A 25,571-nucleotide genomic window follows, 5' to 3' on the forward strand; every position below is an offset into this window, starting at 1 on the left:
ATGGCTTTTGGGGCAGCTTTTGTTTTGCCAGGAAGATGGTCGAGGCCATGCGAGAGTGGAGAGGGGCATTGTTCTTCTATACGACCGCGAGCGTGTAGTAGATTGTTGCAGAAAAGGCAACATTTCAGCTCCCTGCACAGCCGAATTCAACCTAATGTTGTTCATTAACCGAAATAAGCGGAAGCGTTCAAGTTCTCCGGACCGACGCGACCGATTCCTTCTGAGTGAGCGATTGCGAATAACGTGTAGGGTTGAAGCCCTGACGCAGGCGCAGGGATATTATAATCGGATGCAGAGAAACCAACCGTGTGTATTCCGGAATCGAACGAATGCAGGGATTTATAAATAAGCGAATCGTCGATCGTAAGCCCTCTTACCAAGTAAAGCTCTAGTGTGAAGCCTTGCGGAAAATCCGTCGGAAGCGCGACACCTGCCATCCCGGTCAATTGAACCCGGATAATTCCCGGGGTAGGATGTGGAATGTTCAGTCCTACCTGTCCAACGATGACAGGGGTATCTAGCGGGAAAGTCTCAAACTCCGTGAGAACGACGGGAATATTGCTCGATGTTCGTGCATCGATAAGTTGTCCCACAGTATCACCTACTCTTTTTCTACTAAATTATGCAGCATCGCTAGAAAAGGGAACGTACACGTGTCAGCAGGAGCGTAAAAAGGATTCATTTGTCGTCTCTCGAATATAGTTGAGATGCTTATGGCGGCGATAGATTATGGAAGCTCAGGAAAGGCGGAAACCAAACCAATGAACGACATTCGTTTCCCTATAGGACAGTTTCAAGCGGCACCGATAACTACGCTCGAAGAAAGAGCAGCGCTTATCAAGGAGATTCCCGGCATTACCGTGTCGTTGAGGAAGCTGATTCGCAGCCTCGGCTCAGAACAGCTGGACATCCCATACCGCGAAGGCGGCTGGTCTGCCAGGCAAATCGTGCATCATCTGGCCGACAATGATATGAATGCGTATTTGAGGTTCAAACGAGCTTTGACGGAGGAAGAACCGCTCGGAGCGACGTATCGGGAGGATTTGTGGGCGGAGCTTCATGATTATCGAGCGGTTCCAATTGAGGATGCGCTGGATTTACTAGAGGTTCTGCATCGGCGATTTGTGATTCTACTACACGGGTTGAAACCAGAACAATTCAGCAGGAAGTTACATACGCTGGCGCTCGGGAGTATCACACTGGATACAGCGCTGCAACGGTTTGTGTGGCATAACCGCCATCATACGGCGCAGATGGAATCGTTATGGTATCGCATGAGTTGGAGCGGGTCAGCCGCGCTCTGCTTCAATGCGTCCGGCGGCCTCCTCATGGTGCTGCAGGGGAAACCGCATGAGGAGAAACGATGGTCTGTTCCGTCAGGAGGACGGGAGTCGAACGAATCCTATGAAGATTGCTGCATCCGCGAGGTTTTCGAGGAAACAGGCTATCGCATTCAGTTGGCAGAGCAGCTCTTCATGAAGCATGAGAGAATCGCTTACTTCCGTGGTGAAATTGTAGGCGGCGAGCCGTGTATCCAAGATCCGGATGGCCTAATCTATGAGATTGCATGGAAGACGGTTGAAGAGCTGAGAGAGCTGGAATTATCATTCGAAGAAGATCGTGAGCCCCTTATTCGATTACTGCAAGAACGAAACGGTGCAGGAGGATAGACCTAGCAACGTGCCACTGTTTCCTAAGGTAGATAGAAGGGGGCGGAACGAGCGACCGGGATATTTTGTTGCCGCTTTCATTCGCGTAAGGTATGCTGAGAGTGGATTTTAATGCTATCAGCGAGGGTGGAGTTATATGCCGTTTTGGCAGTCCGTTCGTTTTAAGATCGTCTTCGGCTTTCTGCTGATGACTGCACCTATGGTGCTCTTTCTTGTCTACAATAACGTCTATGCGACCAAAGTCGTGCGTGAACAAATCTCGCTCCATTACAACAATCTGATGGAACAGCAAGTGCAGAACAATGACGCAATATTGCAGGAAACGATGCGTTATTTGTACCGGATGCAGGGCGACCCCAACATTCAATCGCTGCAGGAGCTGTCATTGGCCGAAGAAGACTCGGACTATACGATGGTGAAGATGGAGCTGACGAGACGTTTCCTGCTGGATACCGGTTATTACAATAAAGTAGATACCTTCTTCGTTTACTCTCGCAAGGACGACGACATGTTCTTCGCTACGCAGTACAGCTTTCACTTCGCGGAGGTGCAATCCGCGCTGCTGGACTATACCACGAATCTCGCCTCTAAGGATCTGCCGGAAGAGACGCAGCGCTGGGAGCGTTTCTCCATTCCGAATGATACCAATTATCTCATCAAAACCGTTGATCTGGGCTCAGGCGTCTATATCGGCGCGCTTGTACAAGTCGATCGGTTAAACGAGGAATTAAATAAATTTGATGTTGGCCCCGACGGGGCTGCGTTCGTCGTGGATCCGGCGGGCAATCCGCTAACCAACTCCCCTTTGCCGGTTGTGCAGGAATCCATCGTACAGAAGGATATTGTAGAAATGACGAAGCAAGACAGGACGACGTGGAACCAGAATCATTTTCTCGTCATCACACAGCCTTCGGCCATTTCGGATATCCACTATATGATCGTCATTCCGGAAACGTATATTTTGAAGAACCTCCCCTATTTCCAAAAGATGCTCTACATCTGGATTCCTCTCACCGTCGCCATCGTCCTATCCTTATACCTGCTGTTCCTGCAGCGGGTCATGTTCAAGCCGCTTGTTGGACTCGTTCGAGGCATGCGGAAGCTGGGTCAAGGGCAGTTCAACGTTAGGATGCCGGTTAACACCGACAACAGTGAATTTGCTTTTATGTCAGGGACGTTCAACCAGATGGCTGAGCAGATCGAGAAGCTGAAGATCGACGTGTACGAGGAGCAGATTCGGGTGCAGAAAGCGGAATACAAGCATCTGCAGATTCAGATCAATCCTCATTTCTATATGAACAGCTTGAATATTATTTATAATTTGGCCGCCTTGAAGGATTACAAGCTCGTTCAGAAAATGAGCCTGCACTTGGCGGATTACTTCCGGTTCGTCATGCTTGGACATCGCGCCGTAGTTTCCCTGGAAGATGAAATTCGGCATATCGAGCATTATCTGGAAATCCAGAAAATCCGTTATGTGACGAAGCTTGAATATGAAATCCAGACGATGCCCGAGCATGCACCGGTGCCGATCTCGCCATTATTGCTGCAGCCTTTTGTCGAGAACTCGGTCATTCATGGGTTTAATAAGAAAGTTCAGGATGGCATGCCTTTCCGCATCGGCATTTACTCCGAACACGATGAAGAGGACGCCGGGAGGTTCATAAAGCTGACGATCATTGACAATGGCCCGGGGTTCCCGGAATCCGTTCTGGAAGGGCTGCGCGATGGTGTTGAAATCGAAGGCTCGGGCGAGCTTCATCTGGGAATCTGGAATATCCTTCACCGATTCCGTATGTTATACGGCAATGAAGGCGGAATCACGTTCATGAACGGGAAGCCGGGAGGGGCGATCGTGCAGATGCGCCTTCCTATAGAGAGGCCTACTACGTTCGAAGGCAATGAATAACGGTCTGGCATACGAAGGAGAGCGAAAATAATGGTGAACATGCTTGTTGTAGATGATGAGATTTATGCACTGAAGGGAATTGCACAAGGCATCGACTGGAGTGACTTACCCATCCAGTCCATATGGGAAGCCGAGGATGTGTCTCAATCCATCAAGGTGTTAGAGGAGCATTCCGTGGACTTGGTCATATCCGATATCGAAATGCCCGGTATGAACGGACTGGAGCTGCTCCGCTGGATTCGGGATAACAAGCCGCAGACACTGACGATATTCCTCACGGGACATGCGAGATTCGATTATGCGCAGGAGGCTATGCATAATGGCTGCTTTGACTACATCTTGAAGCCGGTTGATCATGACGATCTGAAGTCGCTTGTGAAACGTGCGATCACCGAGATCGGAATGCGAAGAGAACGGCTCCAAGTCGAAGAATTGGTGGATGCGAACCGCAGACAATGGACAAGCCAGCTTCCGATATTGGTAGAACGGTTCTGGCAAGAGCTCTTGGCAGGCCGAGTGAGGCTGTCCCCGGAACGACTCCATCGCCAGTTGGAATCCTATCAAATACCAATCTCTGCGAGCAGTAAGGTTCTTCCTGTTCTGCTTAGTATCGAGCAATGGGATATTGAATTGGATGCGCGTGATGAGAACATCATGGAGTATGCGCTGCGCAAATCAGCCGCGGAGATCATCCTCGGGAATTGGCCGGGTACGGTGCTGCAGGACCGAAATGAGCTCAATATGGCGCTGCTCTATCTTAAGGACAGCGAGCTGGTCGATCGTGATGGGTTGCTTCGGAGATGTGCCGAGTACGTGCAGGCATGCCAAAACTATTTTCACTGCAGAGTCTCCTGTTATGTGGGAGAGCCGGCAGCTATCGGCGGACTAGCCGGTGCACTCGAACGATTGCAGCAATTGGAGCGAGCCAATGTATCGGCACCACAATCTGTACAGGATGCGGGAGCACAAGTGGGATATGAAGCAGTCGGGACGGATTCGGGCATTCCGATTCCTTCTTTTACCGATTGGGGGGCGCTGCTCGATAATGGCGGACATGAACAGCTCATCATCCAATTGGAAGAGACGTTGAAACGCTGGCAGGCTGAGCAAGCAAGCCGTGAAGCGATGGAGCTGTTTCATTATGGTTTCCTGAACATGATGTATGGCGCAGCATATCGCAAAGGCTTCTCGATCTACGACGTGTTTACTGCTGCTGAAATGAAAGACATTCAAGCTGCTCGCAATTCCCTGCAGCTGATGGTTTGTGCGGGGAGAATGGTAACCAAGATGGGACAAGCATTGGCAGAGCGTCCGCGTGATGCGTCCGCCGTCATTGCGAAGGTGAAGACATTTATTCAAGAGCAACTACATACGGAATTGACGCGGGACGACATTGCTGCGCACGTCTATCGAAACCCGGCCTATTTATCGCGATTATTTCGTAAGGAGACAGGGTTTTCCTTGTCGGACTACATGACGGAGCTGCGCATCGAACGCGCGAAGCGTTGCCTAATCGATACGAATGATAAAGTGAGCAACATTGCCGAAGAGATCGGTTATGTCCATTTCTCGTATTTTGCCAAGCTATTCAAGAAGATGACCGGACTATCCCCCCAAGAGTACCGCAAGAAGCATCAGAATATACGCTAAATGGAACTAGCACTTTTTTTCTGTTCTCCAATGTCACCAGAGTGCTATGTGCGTCATCTCAGTAGATAGATGGAGTAGGTTCCCGCCCTATACAATGAGAGTACAAGAGAACGAAAGGATGGTTATGGGGATGACTCCTTCAACGGAAGCCGCGGAAGTCGTAGCGAAGGCGAAGGCGCCTAGAACACGAACGAAGCAGAACATTGGCTATTGGAAGAGATACGGAGCTTTCTATATTATGATGGCTCCCGCGCTGCTCGTGTTGTTGATGAACAATTACCTGCCAATGATCGGCTCTTTAATCGCGTTCAAACAAATTGAGTATACGTCAACAAGCTTCATCAAGAGTTTTCTGGAGAGCAAATGGGTGGGTTTGGAAAACTTCAATTATCTGTTCAGCACGACTGACGCTTGGACCATCACCCGAAACACGCTTGCTTATAATGCGGTCTTTATCGTTCTGAACCTAGTAATCGGCGTTACACTCGCACTTCTCTTCAACGCCATGCGAAACCGCCGATTGGCAAAGCTCCACCAGACGACGATGTTCCTGCCTTACTTTCTCTCGATGGTTGTCATTTCCTATCTTGTATACGCTTTCTTAAATCCGGATATCGGTATCTTCAACAAATTCGTACTCCCTGCGCTTGGGATCGAGCCTGTGGATTGGTATACGGAGTCAAAGTGGTGGCCATTCATTCTGCCCATCATTAATACCTGGAAAGGGATCGGCTATTATGCGGTCATCTTCCTCGCGGCCATTATCGGGATCGACAACGAGTATTATGAAGCGGCAACGATCGACGGTGCTTCCAGATGGCGCCAGATCTTCAGCATTACGCTCCCATTGATTAGACCTGTCATTATCATCCTTACCTTCCTCCAGATTGGCCGTATTTTCTACTCGGACTTCGGGTTATTCTTTCAAGTTACTCGTAATTCAGGCATTCTCTACGACACGACACTCGTCATTGATACTTACGTGTACCAAGGATTTATCGTAAGCGGGGATATCGGGATGTCATCTGCCGCCGGCTTGTACCAAGCGGTCGTTGGATTCGTGCTGGTGCTGCTATCAAATTTGGTCATTCGTCGGATCAGCAGAGACGATGCCTTGTTCTAGGGGGGATACATGCGAATGGCAACGACGGTTATGACCAAACGGAAAAAGGGCCTTCATGAAATATCAAATCTATCTAATTTCTTTATAAATGGATTCTTCTGGATTTACACGCTGTTATGCGTGTTGCCGCTGCTCCTCGTCATTGCCGTCTCCTTCTCCGATGAGAATTTGGTTCTCGTTAATGGCTATAAGTTCTGGCCCGAGAAGTTTAGTGCATCAGCCTATGATTTTCTGCTCAGCGATTGGCAGAGCATCATAAGATCGTATGGCAACTCGTTCTTCGTTACGGTGGTCGGCACTTTAATTGCGCTCACGATGATGTCGCTGTTTGCATATCCGATTTCAAGGACGGATTTCAAGCATCGTAAGGTGTTCTCCTTCATTATGTTCTTTACGCTCCTATTTAATAGCGGGCTGGTTCCCTTCTATTTGCTGTATACACAAGGGTTTCACCTGAGGGATAACATATGGTCGCTCATGATTCCGATGTTCGTTCAGCCTTTCTTCGTACTCATATTGCGTACCTTCTTCACGAACTCGGTACCGCCGGCACTCTTGGAATCGGCCAAGATTGACGGCTCAGGCGAGTGGCGGATTTTTGCTCAAATCGTACTGCCGCTCTCCTTGCCCGTATTGGCGACGATAGGCTTATTCTGTACGCTGAGCTATTGGAACGATTGGTACTTTAGCTTACTGTTCATCAATCAGGACAGTTTGTACACCATCCAGTACCGCATGTATCAGGCGCTGCTTGATATTACATTCCTAAGTGCTAACTCGTCAGCATACTCGGCTATTCTGGCTCAGAATCCGGACTACCAGCTGCCTACGGAGACCGTGACCATGGCTATGGCGGTTGTCGGAATTGGTCCGATCGTGTTTGCTTATCCGTTCTTCCAGCGGTACTTCATCAAGGGATTGACTGTCGGTGCGATTAAAGGATAGAGAATGGGAGAAGGCAGTCTACTGAAATTGGCTCGTTCCGGTTCATCCGGTTGAGTATACAGAGCACTTAAACTTATAAGGGAGGCACTACCGCATGTTCAAAGGAAAAAGCAAGCTGGGAAAAAGCATCTCTCTGATTTTGGGCGGAAGCCTTGTTCTATCCGCGTTACCGGTTGCCAGCGCCGCTGGTAGCAGCACGCTGGATCCTTACAAGCTTACTTTGTACTATCCGGGCTCACCTGCCAAAGATGAAGCCCAGATCGAAGCGAAAATGAGCAGATATCTGACAGACAAAATCAACGCGACGATTGACCTCATTCCGATCGATTGGGGCCAATGGGACAGCAAGATGAACCTGCTCAAAGCAAGCCGCGAGCCGATGGACGTCATCTTCACGGCACAATGGAACGGCCATGCTAACGATGTGGCGAAGAAAGTGTTCCTGGCGCTCGACGATGCGAAAGGTCCGGCAGGTAATTTGTTAAGCAAATACGGCAAAGACATTACGAAATCGCTTGACCCGGCGTTCCTTGCAGGAGCTAAAGTAAACGGGCATAACTACGGTGTGCCGACTAACAAAGAATTGGCAGCGCAAGGCGGCGTAGTCTACCGCAAAGATATTGCCAGCAAGCTCGGCTTGACCGCTCAACTGAATGCAGTGAAATCGGTAAGTGATCTTGTTCCGATCCTGGCGAAGGTTAAAGCGAAAATGCCAAGCATGACGCCACTGTTCCTGCGTGACGGCGAAACCTTCAACTCTCACTATTTCATCCAGCAGGATTTCCTTGGCGATACGACGATCGAAGGACTGATCCGCAAAGACGGCACAAGCACGAAAGTCATTACACGGTTCGACGATAAGAAGTATATGGACCAATTGAAATTGACACGCGATTTATTCAAGAAAGGCTACATCAACAAAGACGCAGCAACGACGCAATTGTCTGGACAGGATGCCTTGAAGAAGGGCAATGTGTTCATGATCGTGTCATCCTTGAAGCCGGGTAAAGACGCCGAGATGGCGATTGCCGCGAATTTGGCAGGCAAGCTGCAGCAGATTAACATGACGGAGCGCACCGTATCAACGGGCGAAACCGCAGGTTCCATGCTGGGAATTTCCACGACTTCCAAAAATCCGGCACGTGCGATGATGTTCATTAACCTGCTGCACTCCGATAAATACTTGAATAACTTGCTGAACTTCGGTATTCAAGGTAAGCATTACGAGAAAGTATCGACCGAAATCATTAAACCAGGTCCGGATGCCGCGAACTACAATCCAGGCGCGACTTGGATGTTCGGTAACCAATTCTTGAACTATGTATGGAATACGGAAGCACCGGACAAATGGGCTCAGTTCAAGAAGTTCAACAAAGGCGCGAAGCTGTCGCCTGCACTTGGCTTCACGTTTAACGCGCAGCCGGTGAAATCGCAAGTAGCCGCACTCGTAACCGTACGCAGCAAATACATCGCCGGTCTGGAAACAGGCGCAATCGATCCTTCGAAAGCGGCAGAATTCCAGAAGAAAGAGAAAGCGAACGGACTGGATAAAGTGCTCAAAGAGAAACAAAAGCAATTGAACGCTTTCCTTGCTGCAAAGTAGTAGAAGTGTGTAGTTGAATGTACCCGTCAGGCCGCCGGCCTGGCGGGTTTTCTGTTTAGGTGGGGAGCGGGAGGGTGACCGTGCTGCAGAAGGAAATGAAGGAAATTTGTTGAATACCATCGTTAAATTCTCATGGAGGGGACGGTGAAGGTAAAGATGACTCGTCAACTAGGAGCACATGCAATCGTTATAGGTTCCGGTATAGCCGGACTGTGTTCAGCCCAAGTGTTATGTCGTTACTTTGAAGAAGTTACCCTACTGGAGAGAGGTGCAGAGCCTCACGATAAACAACCCAGAAAGGAAGTCCCTCAAGGCTATCATCTTCATGCTTTACTCAAGGGAGGGGAACAAGCACTGGAGCGGCTGTTTCCCGGTATCGTTCAGGCCATGATGGAAGATGGTTCGACCGGTATCAATGGATCCAAAGATCTGAACTGGTTTCATCACGGGGTATGGAAGAAGAGATTTGAAGGGGATATCGTGGTCCATCTTCAAAGTCGCCCCTTCCTGGAAAATCATATTCGACTTCAAGTGGAGAAAAACACGAATTTGCGCATCCGATATAACAAGCTGGCGTTGGCACCTTTATACGATGAGAAGAAGAATACGATCTTTGGCGTACAGGTAACAGAAGCAGATTCGTCTCTGTCGACGTCTCTCTATGCGGATTTGGTCATCGATGCGAGCGGGTATGGCTCAAGATTTCATCCATGGTTTCAAACCCATCAATTCCATGATCCCGAAGAGAAGGTTAGAATAGACCTCTGTTATGTTAGTCAAATCTATCAATTAGATGCTGCCGATCGGGATTGGTCCACTCTATTGGTGTATCCTTCTGCGCCCATTGAAAGAAACGGAGGAGCGGTTTGCCGTATAGAGGGCAATCGTCATATTTTCACATTATTTGGCTACGATAGTGAGCTGGCACATGCCAATCTTAACGAGGCCGAGAGCTTCATTGCCTTTACGAAGAAGCTGCCGCACGCGAAGATTTACAATGAGCTTCAAGGAGCAACACCACTCTCTGAAGTCAAAGTACATAAGGTCCCCTATATCGTGCGTCATCATTATGAGAAGGTCAATAATCTCCCGCAAGGATTCTTGTTTATCGGTGATGCGTTCTGCCGATTTGACCCCGTCTTCGGACAAGGCATGTCGGTAGCTGCTATGGAAGCGTTGGCGTTAGAAGAGTGTCTCGCGCGAGAATGGAAAGATAGAGCGAGAAGGAAAGAAACATCGACGACAAGCATTTCAGCCCAATTGACCAAGCGATTCTATAGAAGAATAGCCAGGGTCATAGACCCCGTCTGGAAAATAACGATAGTAGAGGATTTTCGTTATCCCCACGTGGTGGGAAAGAAGCCATTCGGACTCTCCTTGCTTCAATGGTATACCGGCCGTATCTTTCACCGTTCCTCGCAAAATACCGATGTTTATCATGCGTTTATCCATGTCATGAACTTGTTGCGCCCGGTAAGGACGTTGTTTTCTCCATCGATGCTTTATAGAATATTGCGAAAAGGTGGTTGATTGCAACCAGTTATGATACAAGTCTTCGAACGGAATTCCTGACAACAGCTGCTTGTTTATGCCTTTCAAAATAGTCTTCGCCTAAGTCTACCTACATTTCTTTTCTAGATAGCAAATAGTAAGCGATACTCAACATGCATGAGTAATTATAATAGCGGCTCGTTTCCTGCCTTTTTTAGCGAGTGCTCGGCCATATGCCCGCGCTCTCATTATGACCAGGAACTAAAGCCGCCAAGGTGAAATCGCCTGAAGATTAGTTTCCGCCATAAATTCGTCCCATAACATAGTGCCTCAACTCCTTTCCTATAGATGTTGGGCATTTTCTAGTAACAATTAAAACCGCATTTAACCAGTTACTTGTCAACCGTAAAGGTTCATGATATAGTATGTCGAGTAACCATCATAACAAATTTAAGTGGTTACGTTTCAAGAGGCGAATTCATTCGTTCTACACTATACAAGACAAATACTGTGTGAAGCCATAACTTCGCTGTTCATTTAGTTACACATTATTCGAAGGAGGAATTCACATAATGTATAAGACAATCGTAATAGGAACAGGTCCTGCAGGATTAACCGCCGCTATTTATTTAGCGCGTGCCAATCTGGAGCCTCTTGTCATTGAAGGTCCCGAACCAGGAGGGCAGTTGACCACCACAACAGAAGTTGAAAACTTTCCGGGGTTTCCGGATGGAATTATGGGACCAGAACTAATGGCTAACATGCGCAAGCAAGCAGAGCGCTTTGGTGCTAAATTTCGTACAGGCTGGGTCAACAGTGTCGACTTATCCAATCGTCCATTTAAGCTCTCACTTGAAGGCGGAGAAGAACTTGTAACGCAAACCTTGGTGCTTTCGACCGGCGCTTCGTCTAAATATCTGGGTATTCCCGGCGAGAAAGAAAATGTTGGGCGTGGTGTTAGCACCTGTGCCACTTGCGATGGTTTCTTCTTCCGTGGGAAAAAGATTATCGTTGTAGGAGGTGGTGACTCTGCTATGGAGGAAGCGCATTTCCTTACGAAATTTGCTTCCGAGGTACGAATTGTCAATCGCCGCGAGGAGCTTAGAGCTTCGAAAATTATGCAGGGCCGTGCTCGCAATAACGGTAAAATTACGTGGAGCCTGAACAAAACGCCGCTTGAAGTAGTCTCGGGCAGCAATGGAGTAAATGGCTTGAAAGTAAGTAATAATACGACTGGTGAGGAAGAAATTATTGAGACGGATGGCATCTTCGTTACCATCGGTCATACGCCGAATACTAAATTCCTAAACGGACAATTGGAACTTGATCAAGTCGGTTATCTAGTTGTAAAACCAGGAACTTCCGAAACTAGCATCCCGGGCGTGTTTGCATGCGGAGATGTCCAGGACAACAAATATCGTCAGGCGATTACGGCTGCAGGCACCGGTGCAATGGCAGCAATCGATGTTGAGAAATTTTTTGAATATAACGAAATCCATTAATTCACTGAGAGGGGAACGTATAAACATGGAACGTATTCAAACCCAACAGCAGTTTCAAGAGAAAATCAGCGGTGAAGGCTACACGATCATGAAGTTTGATGCAACCTGGTGTCATGATTGTAAAAATTCAGAATTATTTATCGGTGATATTATTAACGAACATTCGGATAAGCAATTCTATGCGGTAGATTCCGAACAATTCGAAGGCCTTGCTGAAAAGTATGACGTCAGAGGCATTCCAAGCTTGCTGGTATTTAAGAATGGTGAGAAATTAGCGCATCTACACAGCAAATTTGCCAAGACCCCTGCACAAATCAGAGAGTACTTGGATACAATCAATTGATTTGTAACTGAAAGGCGATGAATACGATGTTTCCACTTCGCAATGTGAAACGCAACGCAACGAATGCCGACAAAATCCAGCACTTTCTTAATCAAGCCCAAATTGGATTTCTCGGCCTATCTTCAGAAGATGTCCCATATGTTATTCCACTCAATTTCGCTTGGCTGGACAATGCCATTTACTTTCATGGGGCGGAAGAAGGAAGAAAAATCGCTTATATCGAGCAAAACCCTCGAGCCTGTTTCACCATCAGCGAAAATTACGGAACGATTACGAGTCCGATACCTGCTAAAACGGATACTGCCTTTATGAGCGTGATCATTGAAGGTTCCTTGGAATACGTAACCGATTTAGACGAAGCGACTGCCGCTATGCAGATTATGCTGGACAAATATGTGCCAGGCTATTATGATCGTCCGCTGGGGCGGACTCATTTGGATCGATACGTTTCCCCGCTAGGCAGCAAAACCGCCATCTTTAAATTAAGCGCGGTCTCCTTGGCGGCCAAAGAGAAGGAAGAAATCCCGGATCGCATGTTCTATGAAGGTAGAACCGTTCAGAACGACCGAGTGAAATAAATCAAAATACAAAACAAGGAGTGATACAATTGACATCAACTATCTTCGAAGATTTGGACAATATTAGAGCTGCAACGCTGAAGGCTTTGGAAGGCGTAACTGAGGAACTCGCGGATCGTATCCCCACTGGTTTCCGCAATAATATCCGTTGGCACCTTGGTCACATCTATTTCGTTACGGAGTTCTTGGCACTATCGCAGCTGAATATCACGATGCATCTGCCTGAAGGGTTTACTGATCGGTTCGTTTCCGGAAAATCACCGTTGGACATGTACCCTGATTCGCTTCCTAATCCGACATTGCCAGAACTGAAAACCCTGCTAACGGAACAACTGGTGAGAATCCGCAAGCAGTATCCAATGGAGCGATTGAACGAAAGTGTAGCTGCAATTAACACGTCCACGGAACTCGCTCTGGTAACGCCAGAGCAATCGCTCCGATATAACCTGTACCATGAAGGATTGCACGCAGGAGTCCTTTCCACCTATAAAAGATTATTGTCCCAATAATAGAAAAAAGATGATTAGCCTCTTTGATGAGAGGGTTTATATAAATTGTTGGAAAATAAAAAGGTGCAATCACTTCCAAACAAGAAGGGTTTGCACCTTTTTTCTTTGACTATCTGCAAGGTTATTCCCGCACGACACCCCTTCTAAATCACCGCATCAGTTTTTTTATTTTTTAATAGAGGGATAATTATTCTGCTTTGTTAGAAAATTATTGATAAGGACCAACCAATAGCTTTTTGAAAGGAGCGTTACTACAATTGCATATAATCAGCACCAAGCTCTGGTTCCGTTTGGTCGTTCTTTTGGCCTTATCCCTGGCATTGACGACGTTCGGCGCGATGGCCAAAACGGTTAGCGCGATTTCATATGGAGGTCCACATGAATCCGAGGAGGATTCGAAAGCCATTCGACCGTTTCAGGTGCATATACCGGAGGCGGATCTTACCGATTTGCATAGGCGTATACTTGCGACAAGATGGCCGGACAAAGAAACGGTGTCGGATCAATCGCAAGGAACGCAGCTATCAACGATGAAGAACTTGGCCCATTATTGGGCAAACGATTACGATTGGCGCAAATTTGAGGACAAGCTGAACGCTCTGCCGATGTTCGTCACCAATATCGATGGGGAGGACATTCAGTTCATTCACGTCCGATCGAAGCATGAAAACGCGATGCCAATCATCATTATGCACGGATGGCCAGGCTCAATTGTAGAGAAGCTGAAGCTAATCGACCCACTGATCAATCCCACGGCCTATGGCGGGAAGGCATCAGACGCATTTGATGTCGTCATTCCTTCGATGCCTGGCTTTGGGTTTTCAGGCAAACCGACCACGACCGGTTGGGGTCCAGACCGCATTGCTCGTGCTTATGGAGATCTGATGAATCGTCTTGGTTACAAGAAGTATGTGGCGTCAGGCGGAGACTGGGGCGCCATTATAGCAGAAGTAATGGCTGTCCAACAACCTAGTGGACTGATCGGCATTCACACCAACTTGCCTTTCGTCGTTCCCTCCGATATCGAGAAGGCGATTCAAGCTGGCAAGGGTTGCCCGCCTGATCTAACAGGCGAAGAAAAACGTGCATGCGAACAGCTGGACTTCTTTTACAAGCATGTTGGATACGCCTTGATGATGGGTACTCGTCCGCAGACGCTTACGGGACTCGCGGATTCGCCAATCGGTATGGCAGCCTTTATGCTGGACCATGACGCGAAAAGTTTGGAGATGATTACTAAGGCTTTCAATGGACAACCTGAGGGCCTTTCCCGGGACGATGTCCTAGACAATATTACGCTCTATTGGTTGACGAATACGCCGATTTCTTCCGCTCGCCTCTACTGGGAGAATAAATATCCGTTCTTTGGCACCTATGGTGTAAAACTTCCCGTTGCTGTGAGCGTGTTTCCCGATGAGGTCTACGAAGCGCCGAAGAGCTGGACCCAAAAGGCGTATCCGAATCTCATCTATTACAATAAGCTCGATAAAGGCGGACACTTCGCGGCGTGGGAGCAGCCAATGCTCTATGTGGATGAACTACGCAATGGACTCAGGTCGCTGCGCTAACTTGCTGATCGCATTCCCACTGATTTCCGTAATCATATCCGTTGGCTATCGCATCGCATAACCGGTTCCGATGGTTAGGGCGAAGACGGCGATCAGAATTGTCATGCCGAGCCGTCCTTCTTCATCAGCCGACCGTTATTTCTCCATTTGGCCGTGACGATGAAGAGTGTTGGAAAAACTACGGCGAATAAGGAATAGTATTCGAACAAATATTTTTTTACCCAATCGAGAAGTTCGATTATATTCATAAACAGCAACGAATAGGCGGAAATGATCCACACCATTGGATAAATCACAACGTTTCGCTTCTCAATTTTGAACAACTGACAAACGCCAGAAACGGCGCAATAAAATAGTATGCACAGCTTCATACATACAACCAGCACGATATTTACGGCCAGAATCGCTTCCAAATGCTCAATGAAGCCGGTAAATCTCATTTCGCGGAATATCGAAAAGATGGGGTAAACCAATTTCTGGCCGCGATACACACCAAGAACCCCAATCGAAATAAAAACGCACCCCGTCAACATTAAGCCAGAGAAAGCGATTCCCGTAATAAACGAGATTTTCACTTTCCCCTGCACGAACGGAATGAACATCAAGAACGCCACTGTCTCCATAAAGGGGAACGCCAACACGTATCGGGTTTGAATAATGACATCGCTAAGCTGGAAAGGGTAGGAGACGTGAAAATAACGCCAATTCCACTCCCGCAGCATGATGACTATCGGAACCCAAAACGCCAAATAGAGGTAAGGCACCAGAAGTTCGTTCACCATGGCGATTGATTCAATCCCCTTCGACACGGCGTACGCACTGACGAGCAAGATCATGATATGGAAAAAAGAAATAGGTGAGCGTGGCATGAGGTTAATATGCATGAAATCACCAAGTTCGCGGGTAACCCACGATGCAATTTGGATGAAAAAGATGATATACAATAAAGAGATGAAGCCGCCGGCCCACTTGCCAAATGCCTGCAAAGCGATCTCGACAAGCGTCTTTCCCGGATACAGCTTTGCAAGGTACAAGTAGCCGAAAGCAAGCACCAGCCCATACAAGGTCGCCCAAATGACGACAACCCAACCATATTGTTTTGCGCTTGAGATGATTGGGCCGGGCAGCAGAATAAATGCAGTTCCGATGACATAGACTTGCGTCATCAAATGAAACTGCCACGCGCTGAGCCGGATGGGTTTCATATGCTTTTCATCCTTCCTTGCCTTCCTTGGTATAGGGATCACTCTTGTTGCCGGTCGTCGTAACGTCAGAAGTGACCGAGAAATTCACCGACGTCTGCTTCCATGTAGCCGCAGTAGCCCCTTCATCCTGCAAGCCCAACAGATCCCAGTTATTTCGTTTTCCCAAAGCAACCATCTTCTCCGATTTGTCTGCTACGACGCGATTAAACGCCTCTTCGATCAATTGAATGTTTTGCAACGTTAACTTGGTATTCTGTGTGTTGTTCAATATGCGGAGATCAGCATGAATGAGGATGTTGAGACGGTTGGCGGATCGATGCCATTTCCGCTTCACTTGCACGTTATTCGTCTCGACGTCGACGTAACTTCCACCTACTTTAACCGTTTCTGTGAATTTCCGATATCTGGTGTTAAGGATGTGATAATAGTATTTATTATCACTGTCCAAGTGTCCCACCATGCGTCCTTTGAAGAACACCGCGCTGTCCGCAAAAAAAGAAGGTGCTTGTTCGCTGACATCAATCTGCTCCATTCTCTCCGTAGTATCCGCCGGTTTGCCGCGGTAGTGAATCATTGGTATGAGTGTCGGCAGTTGAAATTCCATTCCTGTCACGATGTCTTTGACGCGGATCGGCTCTACGCCTCCCGTAAAGGACCCCCGCGATAAAATGCGAACAAGCGAGGTGGCATGGCGTCCGGGCACCTTTTCGAGTGTCGTAAAGCTGTTCATAACGTCCTTTAGAGGGGAATCCGTTACAAACAGATAAACATTCATGCGCCATTCGGGTGTCGTTTCCAAGTAGTTAAGGATATCAATGATTCCTTGACGGGCTACCTCTTCGGATAATATATAGCACTGTAAATGTGAAGTGAACAGCAAACGCGGCATCATCGTGGACGTTTTCTGCATGAACCTGCCCAAGCTATATTCCTTGAAACGATAGGTGTAAACCGATGCCTTGGATCCGCCGCCTTGCCTGGAGGAGAGAGCCGGCGGGTTAATTACTTGGTAATAAGCGGTGTACATGCCAGTCGATGGTTCCCGGTCGATGCCGAATGTGGTGACGATTGCCAGTTCGTTGATTTCCTTCTTGTCCCAGCAGCCTGAACAGAGAAGTAAAGCGACAAGTAAGATCAAGAGCCATAATTTTCGCAATGTTCAGCCCCCTATTTTTTTCTAGAGAACATCTGAGGCGATCGTTTCATCCAGAACCGAGGAACGCGCAGGATCGTGTCTTTGAAGTCTGACAGAATCAAAGGCGCGATGGGAGACATGTACTTCACTCCGAAGGATCGCAAAGAGACTAGATGGATTAAGACAAACAACGTCCCGCACAGAATACCATATAACCCCATAAAGCCGGCCAGGAACATGAACCCGAACTGGAGGATCCGCTGCGCAACGCCAAAGCCGTAAATAGGTGACACGAAATTGGAGATGGCCGTGATCGAAACGACGATAACCATGGCTGCGGAGACAAGTCCCGCTTCGACCGTCGTCATGCCGAGTACGAGCGCGCCTACGATGGAAATTGATTGACCGGCAATCCGAGGCATTCGCAAACCGGCTTCACGTAAAATCTCGAACGTGACCATCATGATCATGGCTTCGAGGAACGCCGGGAAAGGCACAGCTTCCCGTTGTGCGGCCAGGTTGATCAAGAGCGAAGTCGGTAGCAGCTCTTGGTGGAAGGTGACTACTGCAATGTATAAAGGAGGGATGAAGATCGAGAGCATGAAAGCTAACATGCGCAACCATCGAGAAAGTGTGGCGATATCCGGCCTCTGGTAATAATCTTCCGGTGAAGAGAAGAGTTGAAAAAAAGTCACTGGACCGATCAAGGCAATCGGAGTGCCGTCGGTGAGAAGCGCTACTTGCCCGTCCAACAATTTGCCCGTAACCGCGTCCGGTCGTTCTGTCCCGATGAGTTGAGGGAACGGTGACCATGTCTTGTCTTGGATCCAATCTTCCAAATATGAGCTTTCCAGAATGCTGTCAGCTTGGATGGCCTGCAGCCGACGACGAAATTCTTCTACGACGCCAGTGGGGGCTACGTCGGGCAAATAGGTCAAATATACTTTGGTCATCGTTTTTGTTCCGATGGTCATCTCTTCAAAAACTAACTGTTCACTTTTGAGTCGTTTACGGATGAGAGCCACGTTCCGACCGATGTCTTCGACGAAACCTTCCCGTGGTCCTCGTACTGTGGCTTCCGACTGAGGCTCGGTTACACTGCGATAGTCACTACGTTTGACGTCAAAACATAGGAAAAGATTAATATGTGTTGGAATCAGCAGGCACTGGCCCTCCAGCAGCAGGCGGATGCCCTCATCGGCATCTGTCCATTCCTTGTTTTGGACGAAGGGGATGTGACGATGAAACCAGTCTAGGTCATCCATATCAAATTCCTTTTCCTCTTCAAGAGAAACGGCGGCAAGCATGGGTTTGACGACAAACTCATCCACTAGAGCCGATTCCACAATCGAGGATAGATAGAGGCAGGTGAAAGCCAAAGATCCACGGAGAGGGAACGGCCGAATGACGAAGTCAGGAGCTTCCTTCATACGATTTCGGATTTGCTCCTGCATCGGCAGAGTAACGGAAAGCTTAGGCACAGTTGAACCCTCCATTATTAGTTATATAGTGTACAACCTTCCTCTTCGATTGGAATGGAGGCAAGCATGAGTTTGATGACAAACCCATCTATAAGAGCCGATTTTATGATCGAGGATAGAATGAGGCGGGTTTAGGCACAGTTGAACCCACCATCTGGAGTTATTGTGTACAAAAATTAGAAAAATATTCCACTCATAATATCACAAACGGAATTAAAGGAGCGTCAAGAATTACGTCAAGAATATCATCAAATTATTGAATTTATATATCTGTATCGTTTTTGATAATATAATAAATAAAGCGATTAAACGCTCTGACTCGCGGCAAGCATGATGAAGTAAAAGTTGTTGGCGATTAGGAAATACAATAGGTGTTTGGAGGAAGAACATGCAGCTCATCGACAAAACGAAAGTCCAGCAATTTATAGATATCCTTATTGATCGGGATTTATATATCCATCTCGAGATGACAACGGGAGCTTACGCCGCGCATCTGGATCGTACGAAGCATCCGGCAGCGACCTTTATTTCGAACGCCGTTATTCGTTATTCCCACGGCACGATTTCCGGGGACGGCCCATATCGCGTCGGCTTGAAGACGGAGCAAGGCTGGGTTTATTCCGAGGGGCTTACTCACTATGAAGAGACGGATTCCGAAAGGCTCATCCTTGCGGGTCATGACACCGCGGGGAAACTCGTCGTAGCATTGCAATTGAGCCGGGAACCATTCTAAGGTAAAGGGAGATTTGGAACAGATATGAAAGAAAACATACTGGTGGTGCTTCCGCATCCGGACGATGAAGCGTTCAGCTTGTCAGGGACGCTTGCGATGCATCTCGATCAAGGAACGGCAAATGTCACTTACGCTTGTTTGACTTTAGGAGAGATGGGCCGCAACATGGGAATCCCGCCTTTCGCGAGCAGGGTCACTTTACCCGCCATACGCAAGCAGGAGCTGGAAGCTTCTTGCCGTGCCATTGGGATTAAGGATCTTCGGATGCTTGGATTTCACGATAAAATGCTCGAATTCGAGGATAAAACAAAGTTAGACGGGAGTATCGAAGCGCTCATTGAAGAGCTGAATCCTACGTTGGTCTTTACGTTTCACCCGACGCTGAGCGTTCATCCCGATCACAACGCATGCGGGGCGGCGGTAATCCGAACCATCGCCAAAATGCATGCCGACCGCAGGCCGACCGTGCATTGCATGGCATTCGCCAACAATCACGAACAAGAAATCGGGAAGCCCGATATCATCAATGACGTCAAAGGTTACTTGAAACAGAAGATGGCGTCTATTCAAGCCCATAAGTCCCAGTTTCAAGCAGCCGAATTGTTAGGCAACAAGAAATTATCGGATGCGGAAATCCAAGGGCGCTTCGGAACGGAGCGATTCTGGACGTATCGATTCGCATAAATTAATTGTTGGAGTGTTTATAGATGCTTGTGGATGCGTTAAGAGTCGCCTGCCAAACTCTAACGGTTGTGGGAGTGGTTATTTGGACTAAAAAGTCTGAATTTATTTTCTAACGGTTGCTAGCGGGCTTATTTGGAGATTTTTCGATAGAAATCAACCATTATGCATCGAATAACGATTCTCACAACCGTTAGCATTATAAAAGGTGTTCATTTCATGAAATAGCCACGCTCACAACCGTTACAGAATTGATAGACAATAACGGGGAACCTAAGATGAAGCTGCCGGCATGATAGGCGGCTTCATTGCGTGTAGCAATCCAGCATCAATACAAATCCAAGGAGTGGACGTTGTGAGTATTCTAAAAGAGAGTGACTGCATTGAGGTGGCTGGCCACAGTGATGGAATTACAACTTGAAAACGGAAATTATACTTTACCGATTGAACAACGTGCCAAACTGAAGTGGTCCATGCACGTACTTCTCCTATTCATGATCGGATTGTTCGGAGCATTCTTGTTTCTCCCTATTGATAGTGTTTATTTCAATATCGCTTTTAAGTTACTCTGGATATTCGCAATAGCTTTTTTCCTATATGCATGGTTGTTTACAGGGGTACTAAGACTACAAACACTAAAGATAACCCAGAATGAAATCGAATTTAGGACCGCGTTTGGGACTAAGAGAGCGCATTGGATAGAGATCTATGACGTACAGGTCTTTTCCATACAGCGTAATACGATTATCGGACTGATCCTAAAAGAAAAAATGAAGAAAAGAAAGCAATCCTTCTTGTCTGAAATCAACAATATGTACGGCGGGATGTTCGCAATCAGAATTCCGATTTCCCAATTCCCTTCTCTCAATATTGAAACGTTGTATTCCACGATTAGGGCACAATTGAAATTGCAGCCGAGTGATCTTGATTCATCTCAAGAGAATCAGTCAGGAATAGAGAAACAGGGAGAACCCAACCGGCTGATCTCGATTCTTAAATTAACGCTGTTCGTTCTCCTTTGGGGATTTGTTTATGGGATCTCGATCTATTTGCTTAAATCGAATTTCATATTAATTCCAATTTTCGGGCTTATGTTTGTTCTCTATTTCTATCAGAAGAATGTCCATGAGGAAGTCATCGTTTGGCCGATCAGGTTAGTTGTTGGGCTATTGTGTGCCTTGCAAATTTTCATTGCTATGATTACAAATCTATTTCTGACGGCATCCATTCCATTCAGCATAAGAAATCTTTATGAGATTTCTTCAGCATACATGATGTATTTGAAGGATGAACCCACTAATAATGTGCTCGTAATCGGTATGGCTGTTGGGCTTTTCGCTTATGGCACTTTTCATGGAAAAACTTTTCGGATATTTAAGGGAATGAGTAAACTCTTCATGAAGAGAGATGGTAACTTTGTATACAAGAGAGAGGGTAGAATTGTCGAAATTTTTGTAATAGACCCGGTAGACTTTCAAGATGATGAAACCAAGTTTGTGGTCTATCTCAATGAAGGGTGCTTAATTGAAAGAGAACGTAAAAGAGTGAAAGCATTATTACTACCTTTAAAAGCAATTAATGAATTATCACTTACAATTATGGGTAGTCACATCGTCCAGCATGGGGACGAACAGTATACGCGTATCGATCTCGGGGGCACTGGCTCTTATGTTCCGTACGTTTTTCCTTGTGTACTGATCTGCAGCAATAATAAGGAAGTAGAACTAATTCGGATTGAACTACCGTAGCACGAAAAAGGACCGTCACACAATCTGAAAAGCAGCTCTCGCCAGCACCTCTCTTACGCTAACGAATCGTGGAGGTCTTATTTTGGAGAAATCGGCCCTTCAATTATTCTAACGGACCACTGCGGTCTTATTTCCTCGAATTTGGCAGAAGTGCACGAGTTTTCGAGCGAATAGGACCTGTAGCGTTCGTTAGAATTTCAAATCGCTACTTTCTGATCAAATAAGGCCTGTACGGTTCGTTAGAATTATGGCGGGTGCGATATCGGACTGTTGCGGAAGCGGTTGCGGTAGTAATGCAAGGTGATTCATGAGAGAATCATGAATGGATACAAAGAATGAAGTCTATGAAACGAAACCATAGACCCTATATTCCGTAAGAGTAATGAATAATTGGGAAATCAGCAGGGTCGTATGAGAATTTATTAGCTGGATAACGAAAGGATGGCCTATATGAATAAGTTCAATATTCTTCGTCCGATCATGCTCATTGCGATTGCGCTCCTGACGAAGAGTTTGGTTACCAATCTTTGCATGGTGCTGGGTATGGGATCCGAAGCAGCTCAAAACATGGGTTACATAGCTATGTTGATCGCCGGACTCGTAGTCTTTTCCCGGATCCGGAAAAACCAGAAGAAATAGGATATTCAACACGCTATCTTTTCGCGGCAAGTTCGAGGCAAGCGGCTTCGGCTTCGATTAAGGCAATGACAAGTTTGTAGTAATAGTTCAAAAGGTTGTTTTATTTAACTGGAAGAAAGAAACCCGGCTAGAATATGCCGGGTTTCTTTCTTATTTCTTACGGTTTGGCGGACTCATTGATTTTCTCGAAGAACGGGGCAAGCTTGGAGGCGAGCTGCTTAAATTGCTGCTGTTCTTCTTTAGTCAGTTTCTCCTCGTGTATGACTCCATTTTTATCGGTGATTTTCAGCTTTAATTGCACAAGCCGCTTGGTCAGTGTTGTATACTCCTTGAACTCGTCTTCCGTGAGCTTGCCTTTTGCTTCCTGAAGCATTCCCTCAATCTCTTTGTAGTCTTCCTGCGTACCGCCATGCTCCTCAATGGTCTTAGGAGAACCAAAAATATCATTAGCCAGATAGGAACCAGCATATGCGGCGGATGGAATCAGGATTACGATTGCCGCAATTCCGATGAGAATACGTTTTTTCATGGATTTTCCTCTCTTTTCGTTTGCATAGTGTTGATAGGATCGTCGGACACGTCCATACAAATCGGGAGGACACTGCATTGAATCTGCGATCTGACGAAGCTCTTCACGTAACTGCTTGTCAATAGACATACGCATCTCCTCCCGTCATTTTGAATCGATTTCGTAGTTCTTTCAGTGCCAGGTGCTGCCTGGATTTCACTGTGCCAACGGGGATATGCAGCAGATCTGCGATTTCTTCCAACGTATAGTCGTGCAAATAACGCAAGATGATGACCACTCTTAGTTTGTATGACAACTGGCGGACAAGGTTCAACAGCTCATGCTGCATTTCGGACTGTAGGACAGTTTTGTCCGTCCAGTCGAAAGTTTCGTCAGTCGTCTGGCGCTTACGTTCAATGAGCCGAATTCGTCGCCAAGCCTTTCTCTTCCAATCCTGGACCTGATGTACAGTGATCCCGTGCAACCAAAATCGGAATGGCCGACTCGAGTCGTAAGTGTGAAAAGACCTCCACATTCGCAGATAAACCTCATTTACGATGTCCTCAATGTCTTGTTTGTTGTAGACGAGAAAAGCAACCGTCCGATAGACATCTTGGTGAGTCGCCTGATAGACAAGCTGAAAAGCCGACTCGTCGCCTAACGTTGCATTTTCAAGCAATGGAATTAATTCTTTATCATTCATAGGGGCCCCTCCTGAACGTGTTACAACTCTTAATTCGCTCCTATTTGCAAAAAGGTTCAGTAAGAGATTAAACTTTTTTGATGGCGAGCAGCCGATTGGCTGTCTGACGTAAAAAGAATGAAGTCTGTGTTTACTATAGGCCTTTTTAGTTATCGGATTTAAATTGTGAACTTTTGATAATGGGGAACTTTACAGTCGTTTGTCAGCGGCAGCGAATTTTTAGGTTTGGATTGGGGGCTGTGTCATGGCGATATGCACGGAAATAACAATGCATTCCAAATGGATAAACATGCATTTATGTCTGGTTATCGATCAATCAGAAGCTTCACCGTCCAAGATGAAGAAGCGATTGAATTATTTATGATTGTTCGCCGCTTATGGGTGATGGGTCTTGATACGATATTTATCCCCATTGATTCCGGAGTTCTTGATTATTCAGAAGATTGGCTGGAAGGCTTTGTTAATGAATTTCTTTCGTACAATATCATATAAAAAATTACAAACAAAACGGCGGCCGATCAATCGGCCGCCGTTTTGTCTTCATTTATGAACAGAAGCAAGAGCAATGAACTACGACCGGCCTGAAGGAAGCAGCATTTTAGAAGCAAGAGCAATGAACTGTGAGCGCTCATTTTCATTAAGGTTATCCGTTATTGCTTGTATTTGACGTTGGATCTTACTGCTTACGGTCTGAATGATTTGCCGTCCTTCGGCGGTCACCTTTACATGAATGACACGACGATCGTGTGGGGAATTACTGCGTTCAACAAGCCCTCGGCGCTCCGCGCGATTGATCAGTCCGGTAATGCTGGATTTGTCGAGGCCGAGGTACTGCGCTAACTGTAACATGTTTAGTTCTCGATCTCGTAAAATGCCGAACAATCGAATTTGTATGATGGAAACATCGTATTCGGCTCCGACTCCGTTAAGGATGCCTTGAACAAGAAAGGATAATTGGACCAAACTATCCATGATCGAGAGGTTTTCCTGGGGAGCAGCGTTTTTGTGGTTCACCATGATTCACTCCATTTAAGCTTAGATAGTCTTGTGAAGCCTGTAAGCCTTAGTCAATTTTCATTTTATCATAAAAGTCATTGACATAGTACGTCACACAAACTATATTGTTTGTAACACGTAGTTTGTACCGCGTACTAATATTCTCTTGCTGGAGGTTATGACGCCATATCGCATGAGCAATAATAAACGAGTTTGGATTCTTGCCATAATCGCTATTGGCTTTGTCGTGCTCTTCCTGGGTTATTGGTGCTACTACATTTCGTTGCACGGGAACGGAGACAGTGATCTGAAACGTTTGGCAACGGAGCAGGTTGCGCAAGGCAGTGTCGAGCTTAACGTTAGAATTGGAATAATCGCGAATGATATGGGCACATATGCGGTTTTTCTGGGAGCGGTATGTATGTCCTTGTTAGGGTTTAAACGGGGATTGAAATCTCGGTCTACGCTCGTCCGACGAATTGCAAAGTGGGTGCGTAAACTACACCAATGTTCGGGCTGGGCAGCATTAGTTCTCGTACTTGTACATGGCACTTACTTTCTAATCAAAGAATTTCATGATCAACATATTTACTCCGGTGCATCCAGCTTGATTATATTGCTTACAATTGTGGGATATGGCTATTGGATAAGGGTAGTACGGAATAAATGGATGAGAATGATTCATCGTTACCTGGCTACTGGCTGGATCCCCGTACTTTGGATTCATGCGGGTAAGGATGTCATTTTCGCTTCAGTTGCAACTCTTGCGGGAGTGTTTCTGGTTAACATGCTGGAACCAAGGGGGAATTCGTCCTAATTCTCTGCAGTTCGGAATGACATGGAACGATAAC

25 protein-coding genes are annotated in these 25,571 nt (G+C 46.8%); 18 read left to right on the forward strand and 7 right to left on the reverse strand.

The window, feature by feature from the left end:
- Positions 1–164 precede the first annotated feature (164 nt).
- A complete protein-coding gene (locus AC0YNS_RS12885) occupies positions 165–593 on the reverse strand; it encodes a hypothetical protein (protein ID WP_475781388.1) in 429 nt (142 codons plus the stop codon).
- 168 nt (positions 594–761) lie between these two features.
- Here AC0YNS_RS12885 and AC0YNS_RS12890 point away from each other — a divergent pair, with 168 nt between their 5' ends.
- The 12 genes from AC0YNS_RS12890 (at position 762) to AC0YNS_RS12945 (ending at position 14,891) form a co-directional block, all read left to right on the forward strand.
- A complete protein-coding gene (locus tag AC0YNS_RS12890) occupies positions 762–1,670 on the forward strand; it encodes a YfiT family bacillithiol transferase (RefSeq protein WP_475781389.1) in 909 nt (302 codons plus the stop codon).
- Positions 1,671–1,806: 136 nt separating this feature from the next.
- Positions 1,807–3,579: a cache domain-containing sensor histidine kinase gene (locus AC0YNS_RS12895; protein ID WP_475781390.1), complete on the forward strand. Its 1,773-nt coding sequence runs from the start codon at positions 1,807–1,809 to the stop codon at positions 3,577–3,579.
- A 30-nt stretch (positions 3,580–3,609) separates the two neighbouring features.
- Positions 3,610–5,229, forward strand: a complete 1,620-nt coding sequence (locus tag AC0YNS_RS12900) for a response regulator transcription factor (RefSeq protein WP_475781391.1) — start codon at positions 3,610–3,612, stop codon at positions 5,227–5,229.
- Positions 5,230–5,359: 130 nt separating this feature from the next.
- The gene (locus AC0YNS_RS12905; protein WP_475781392.1) at positions 5,360–6,352 is read left to right on the forward strand and encodes an ABC transporter permease; all 993 of its coding nucleotides are present in this window, start codon (positions 5,360–5,362) and stop codon (positions 6,350–6,352) included.
- A gap of 15 nt (positions 6,353–6,367) precedes the next feature.
- Positions 6,368–7,297, forward strand: coding sequence for a carbohydrate ABC transporter permease (locus AC0YNS_RS12910; protein WP_475781393.1), 930 nt, complete (start codon positions 6,368–6,370; stop codon positions 7,295–7,297).
- A gap of 94 nt (positions 7,298–7,391) precedes the next feature.
- Positions 7,392–8,900, forward strand: coding sequence for an ABC transporter substrate-binding protein (locus tag AC0YNS_RS12915; RefSeq protein WP_475781394.1), 1,509 nt, complete (start codon positions 7,392–7,394; stop codon positions 8,898–8,900).
- Positions 8,901–9,044: 144 nt separating this feature from the next.
- On the forward strand, positions 9,045–10,430 hold the full coding sequence (locus AC0YNS_RS12920) for an FAD-dependent oxidoreductase (RefSeq protein ID WP_475781395.1): 1,386 nt from the start codon (positions 9,045–9,047) through the stop codon (positions 10,428–10,430).
- A 533-nt stretch (positions 10,431–10,963) separates the two neighbouring features.
- Positions 10,964–11,893: a thioredoxin-disulfide reductase gene (gene trxB / locus AC0YNS_RS12925; protein WP_475781396.1), complete on the forward strand. Its 930-nt coding sequence runs from the start codon at positions 10,964–10,966 to the stop codon at positions 11,891–11,893.
- A 25-nt stretch (positions 11,894–11,918) separates the two neighbouring features.
- Positions 11,919–12,236, forward strand: a complete 318-nt coding sequence (locus AC0YNS_RS12930; protein WP_475781397.1) for a thioredoxin family protein — start codon at positions 11,919–11,921, stop codon at positions 12,234–12,236.
- A gap of 26 nt (positions 12,237–12,262) precedes the next feature.
- Positions 12,263–12,814, forward strand: coding sequence for a pyridoxamine 5'-phosphate oxidase family protein (locus tag AC0YNS_RS12935; RefSeq protein ID WP_475781398.1), 552 nt, complete (start codon positions 12,263–12,265; stop codon positions 12,812–12,814).
- Positions 12,815–12,843: 29 nt separating this feature from the next.
- Entirely contained in the window at positions 12,844–13,323 is a 480-nt protein-coding gene (locus tag AC0YNS_RS12940; RefSeq protein WP_475781399.1) for a DinB family protein, read from the forward strand.
- A 257-nt stretch (positions 13,324–13,580) separates the two neighbouring features.
- Entirely contained in the window at positions 13,581–14,891 is a 1,311-nt protein-coding gene (locus AC0YNS_RS12945) for an epoxide hydrolase family protein (protein ID WP_475781400.1), read from the forward strand.
- 101 nt (positions 14,892–14,992) lie between these two features.
- Here the strand turns inward: AC0YNS_RS12945 and AC0YNS_RS12950 are convergent, their stop codons facing one another.
- Genes AC0YNS_RS12950 through AC0YNS_RS12960 form a run of 3 tightly spaced genes read right to left on the reverse strand, consistent with a single transcriptional unit; the run spans position 14,993 to position 18,712 of the window.
- Positions 14,993–16,096, reverse strand: a complete 1,104-nt coding sequence (locus tag AC0YNS_RS12950) for a GerAB/ArcD/ProY family transporter (RefSeq protein WP_475781401.1) — start codon at positions 16,094–16,096, stop codon at positions 14,993–14,995.
- Positions 16,097–16,103: 7 nt separating this feature from the next.
- Positions 16,104–17,252, reverse strand: a complete 1,149-nt coding sequence (locus AC0YNS_RS12955; RefSeq protein WP_475781402.1) for a Ger(x)C family spore germination protein — start codon at positions 17,250–17,252, stop codon at positions 16,104–16,106.
- A gap of 11 nt (positions 17,253–17,263) precedes the next feature.
- Positions 17,264–18,712, reverse strand: coding sequence for a spore germination protein (locus AC0YNS_RS12960; RefSeq protein WP_475781403.1), 1,449 nt, complete (start codon positions 18,710–18,712; stop codon positions 17,264–17,266).
- A gap of 388 nt (positions 18,713–19,100) precedes the next feature.
- Here AC0YNS_RS12960 and AC0YNS_RS12965 point away from each other — a divergent pair, with 388 nt between their 5' ends.
- The 4 genes from AC0YNS_RS12965 to AC0YNS_RS12980 all read left to right on the forward strand — a co-directional run bounded on the left by AC0YNS_RS12965 (position 19,101) and on the right by AC0YNS_RS12980 (position 22,513).
- Complete coding sequence (locus tag AC0YNS_RS12965) at positions 19,101–19,445, forward strand: YojF family protein (RefSeq protein ID WP_475781404.1); 345 nt, start codon at positions 19,101–19,103, stop codon at positions 19,443–19,445.
- Positions 19,446–19,469: 24 nt separating this feature from the next.
- Positions 19,470–20,129, forward strand: coding sequence for a bacillithiol biosynthesis deacetylase BshB2 (gene bshB2, locus AC0YNS_RS12970; RefSeq protein ID WP_475781405.1), 660 nt, complete (start codon positions 19,470–19,472; stop codon positions 20,127–20,129).
- Between the two features lie 398 nt (positions 20,130–20,527).
- Positions 20,528–21,874, forward strand: coding sequence for a hypothetical protein (locus AC0YNS_RS12975; protein ID WP_475781406.1), 1,347 nt, complete (start codon positions 20,528–20,530; stop codon positions 21,872–21,874).
- A gap of 450 nt (positions 21,875–22,324) precedes the next feature.
- Entirely contained in the window at positions 22,325–22,513 is a 189-nt protein-coding gene (locus tag AC0YNS_RS12980; protein ID WP_475781407.1) for a hypothetical protein, read from the forward strand.
- Positions 22,514–22,670: 157 nt separating this feature from the next.
- Here AC0YNS_RS12980 and AC0YNS_RS12985 read toward each other — a convergent pair whose 3' ends face one another.
- Entirely contained in the window at positions 22,671–23,171 is a 501-nt protein-coding gene (locus AC0YNS_RS12985) for a DUF3600 domain-containing protein (protein WP_475781408.1), read from the reverse strand.
- Positions 23,161–23,724 carry a sigma-70 family RNA polymerase sigma factor gene (locus AC0YNS_RS12990; RefSeq protein ID WP_475781409.1) on the reverse strand — a complete coding sequence of 188 codons (564 nt, stop codon included), beginning with the start codon at positions 23,722–23,724 and terminating at the stop codon, positions 23,161–23,163. The genes AC0YNS_RS12985 and AC0YNS_RS12990 overlap by 11 nt, the downstream gene beginning before the upstream one ends.
- 225 nt (positions 23,725–23,949) lie before the next feature.
- Here AC0YNS_RS12990 and AC0YNS_RS12995 point away from each other — a divergent pair, with 225 nt between their 5' ends.
- Positions 23,950–24,216, forward strand: coding sequence for a hypothetical protein (locus AC0YNS_RS12995; protein ID WP_475781410.1), 267 nt, complete (start codon positions 23,950–23,952; stop codon positions 24,214–24,216).
- Positions 24,217–24,294: 78 nt separating this feature from the next.
- Here AC0YNS_RS12995 and AC0YNS_RS13000 read toward each other — a convergent pair whose 3' ends face one another.
- Positions 24,295–24,696 (reverse strand): MarR family winged helix-turn-helix transcriptional regulator, encoded by a 402-nt coding sequence (locus AC0YNS_RS13000; protein ID WP_475781411.1) that lies wholly within the window; start codon positions 24,694–24,696, stop codon positions 24,295–24,297.
- A gap of 202 nt (positions 24,697–24,898) precedes the next feature.
- Between AC0YNS_RS13000 and AC0YNS_RS13005 the strand changes: the two genes are divergently transcribed.
- Positions 24,899–25,537, forward strand: coding sequence for a hypothetical protein (locus tag AC0YNS_RS13005; protein ID WP_475781412.1), 639 nt, complete (start codon positions 24,899–24,901; stop codon positions 25,535–25,537).
- Positions 25,538–25,571: the final 34 nt, after the last annotated feature.

The organism is Paenibacillus sp. J22FR21 (assembly GCF_056269135.1).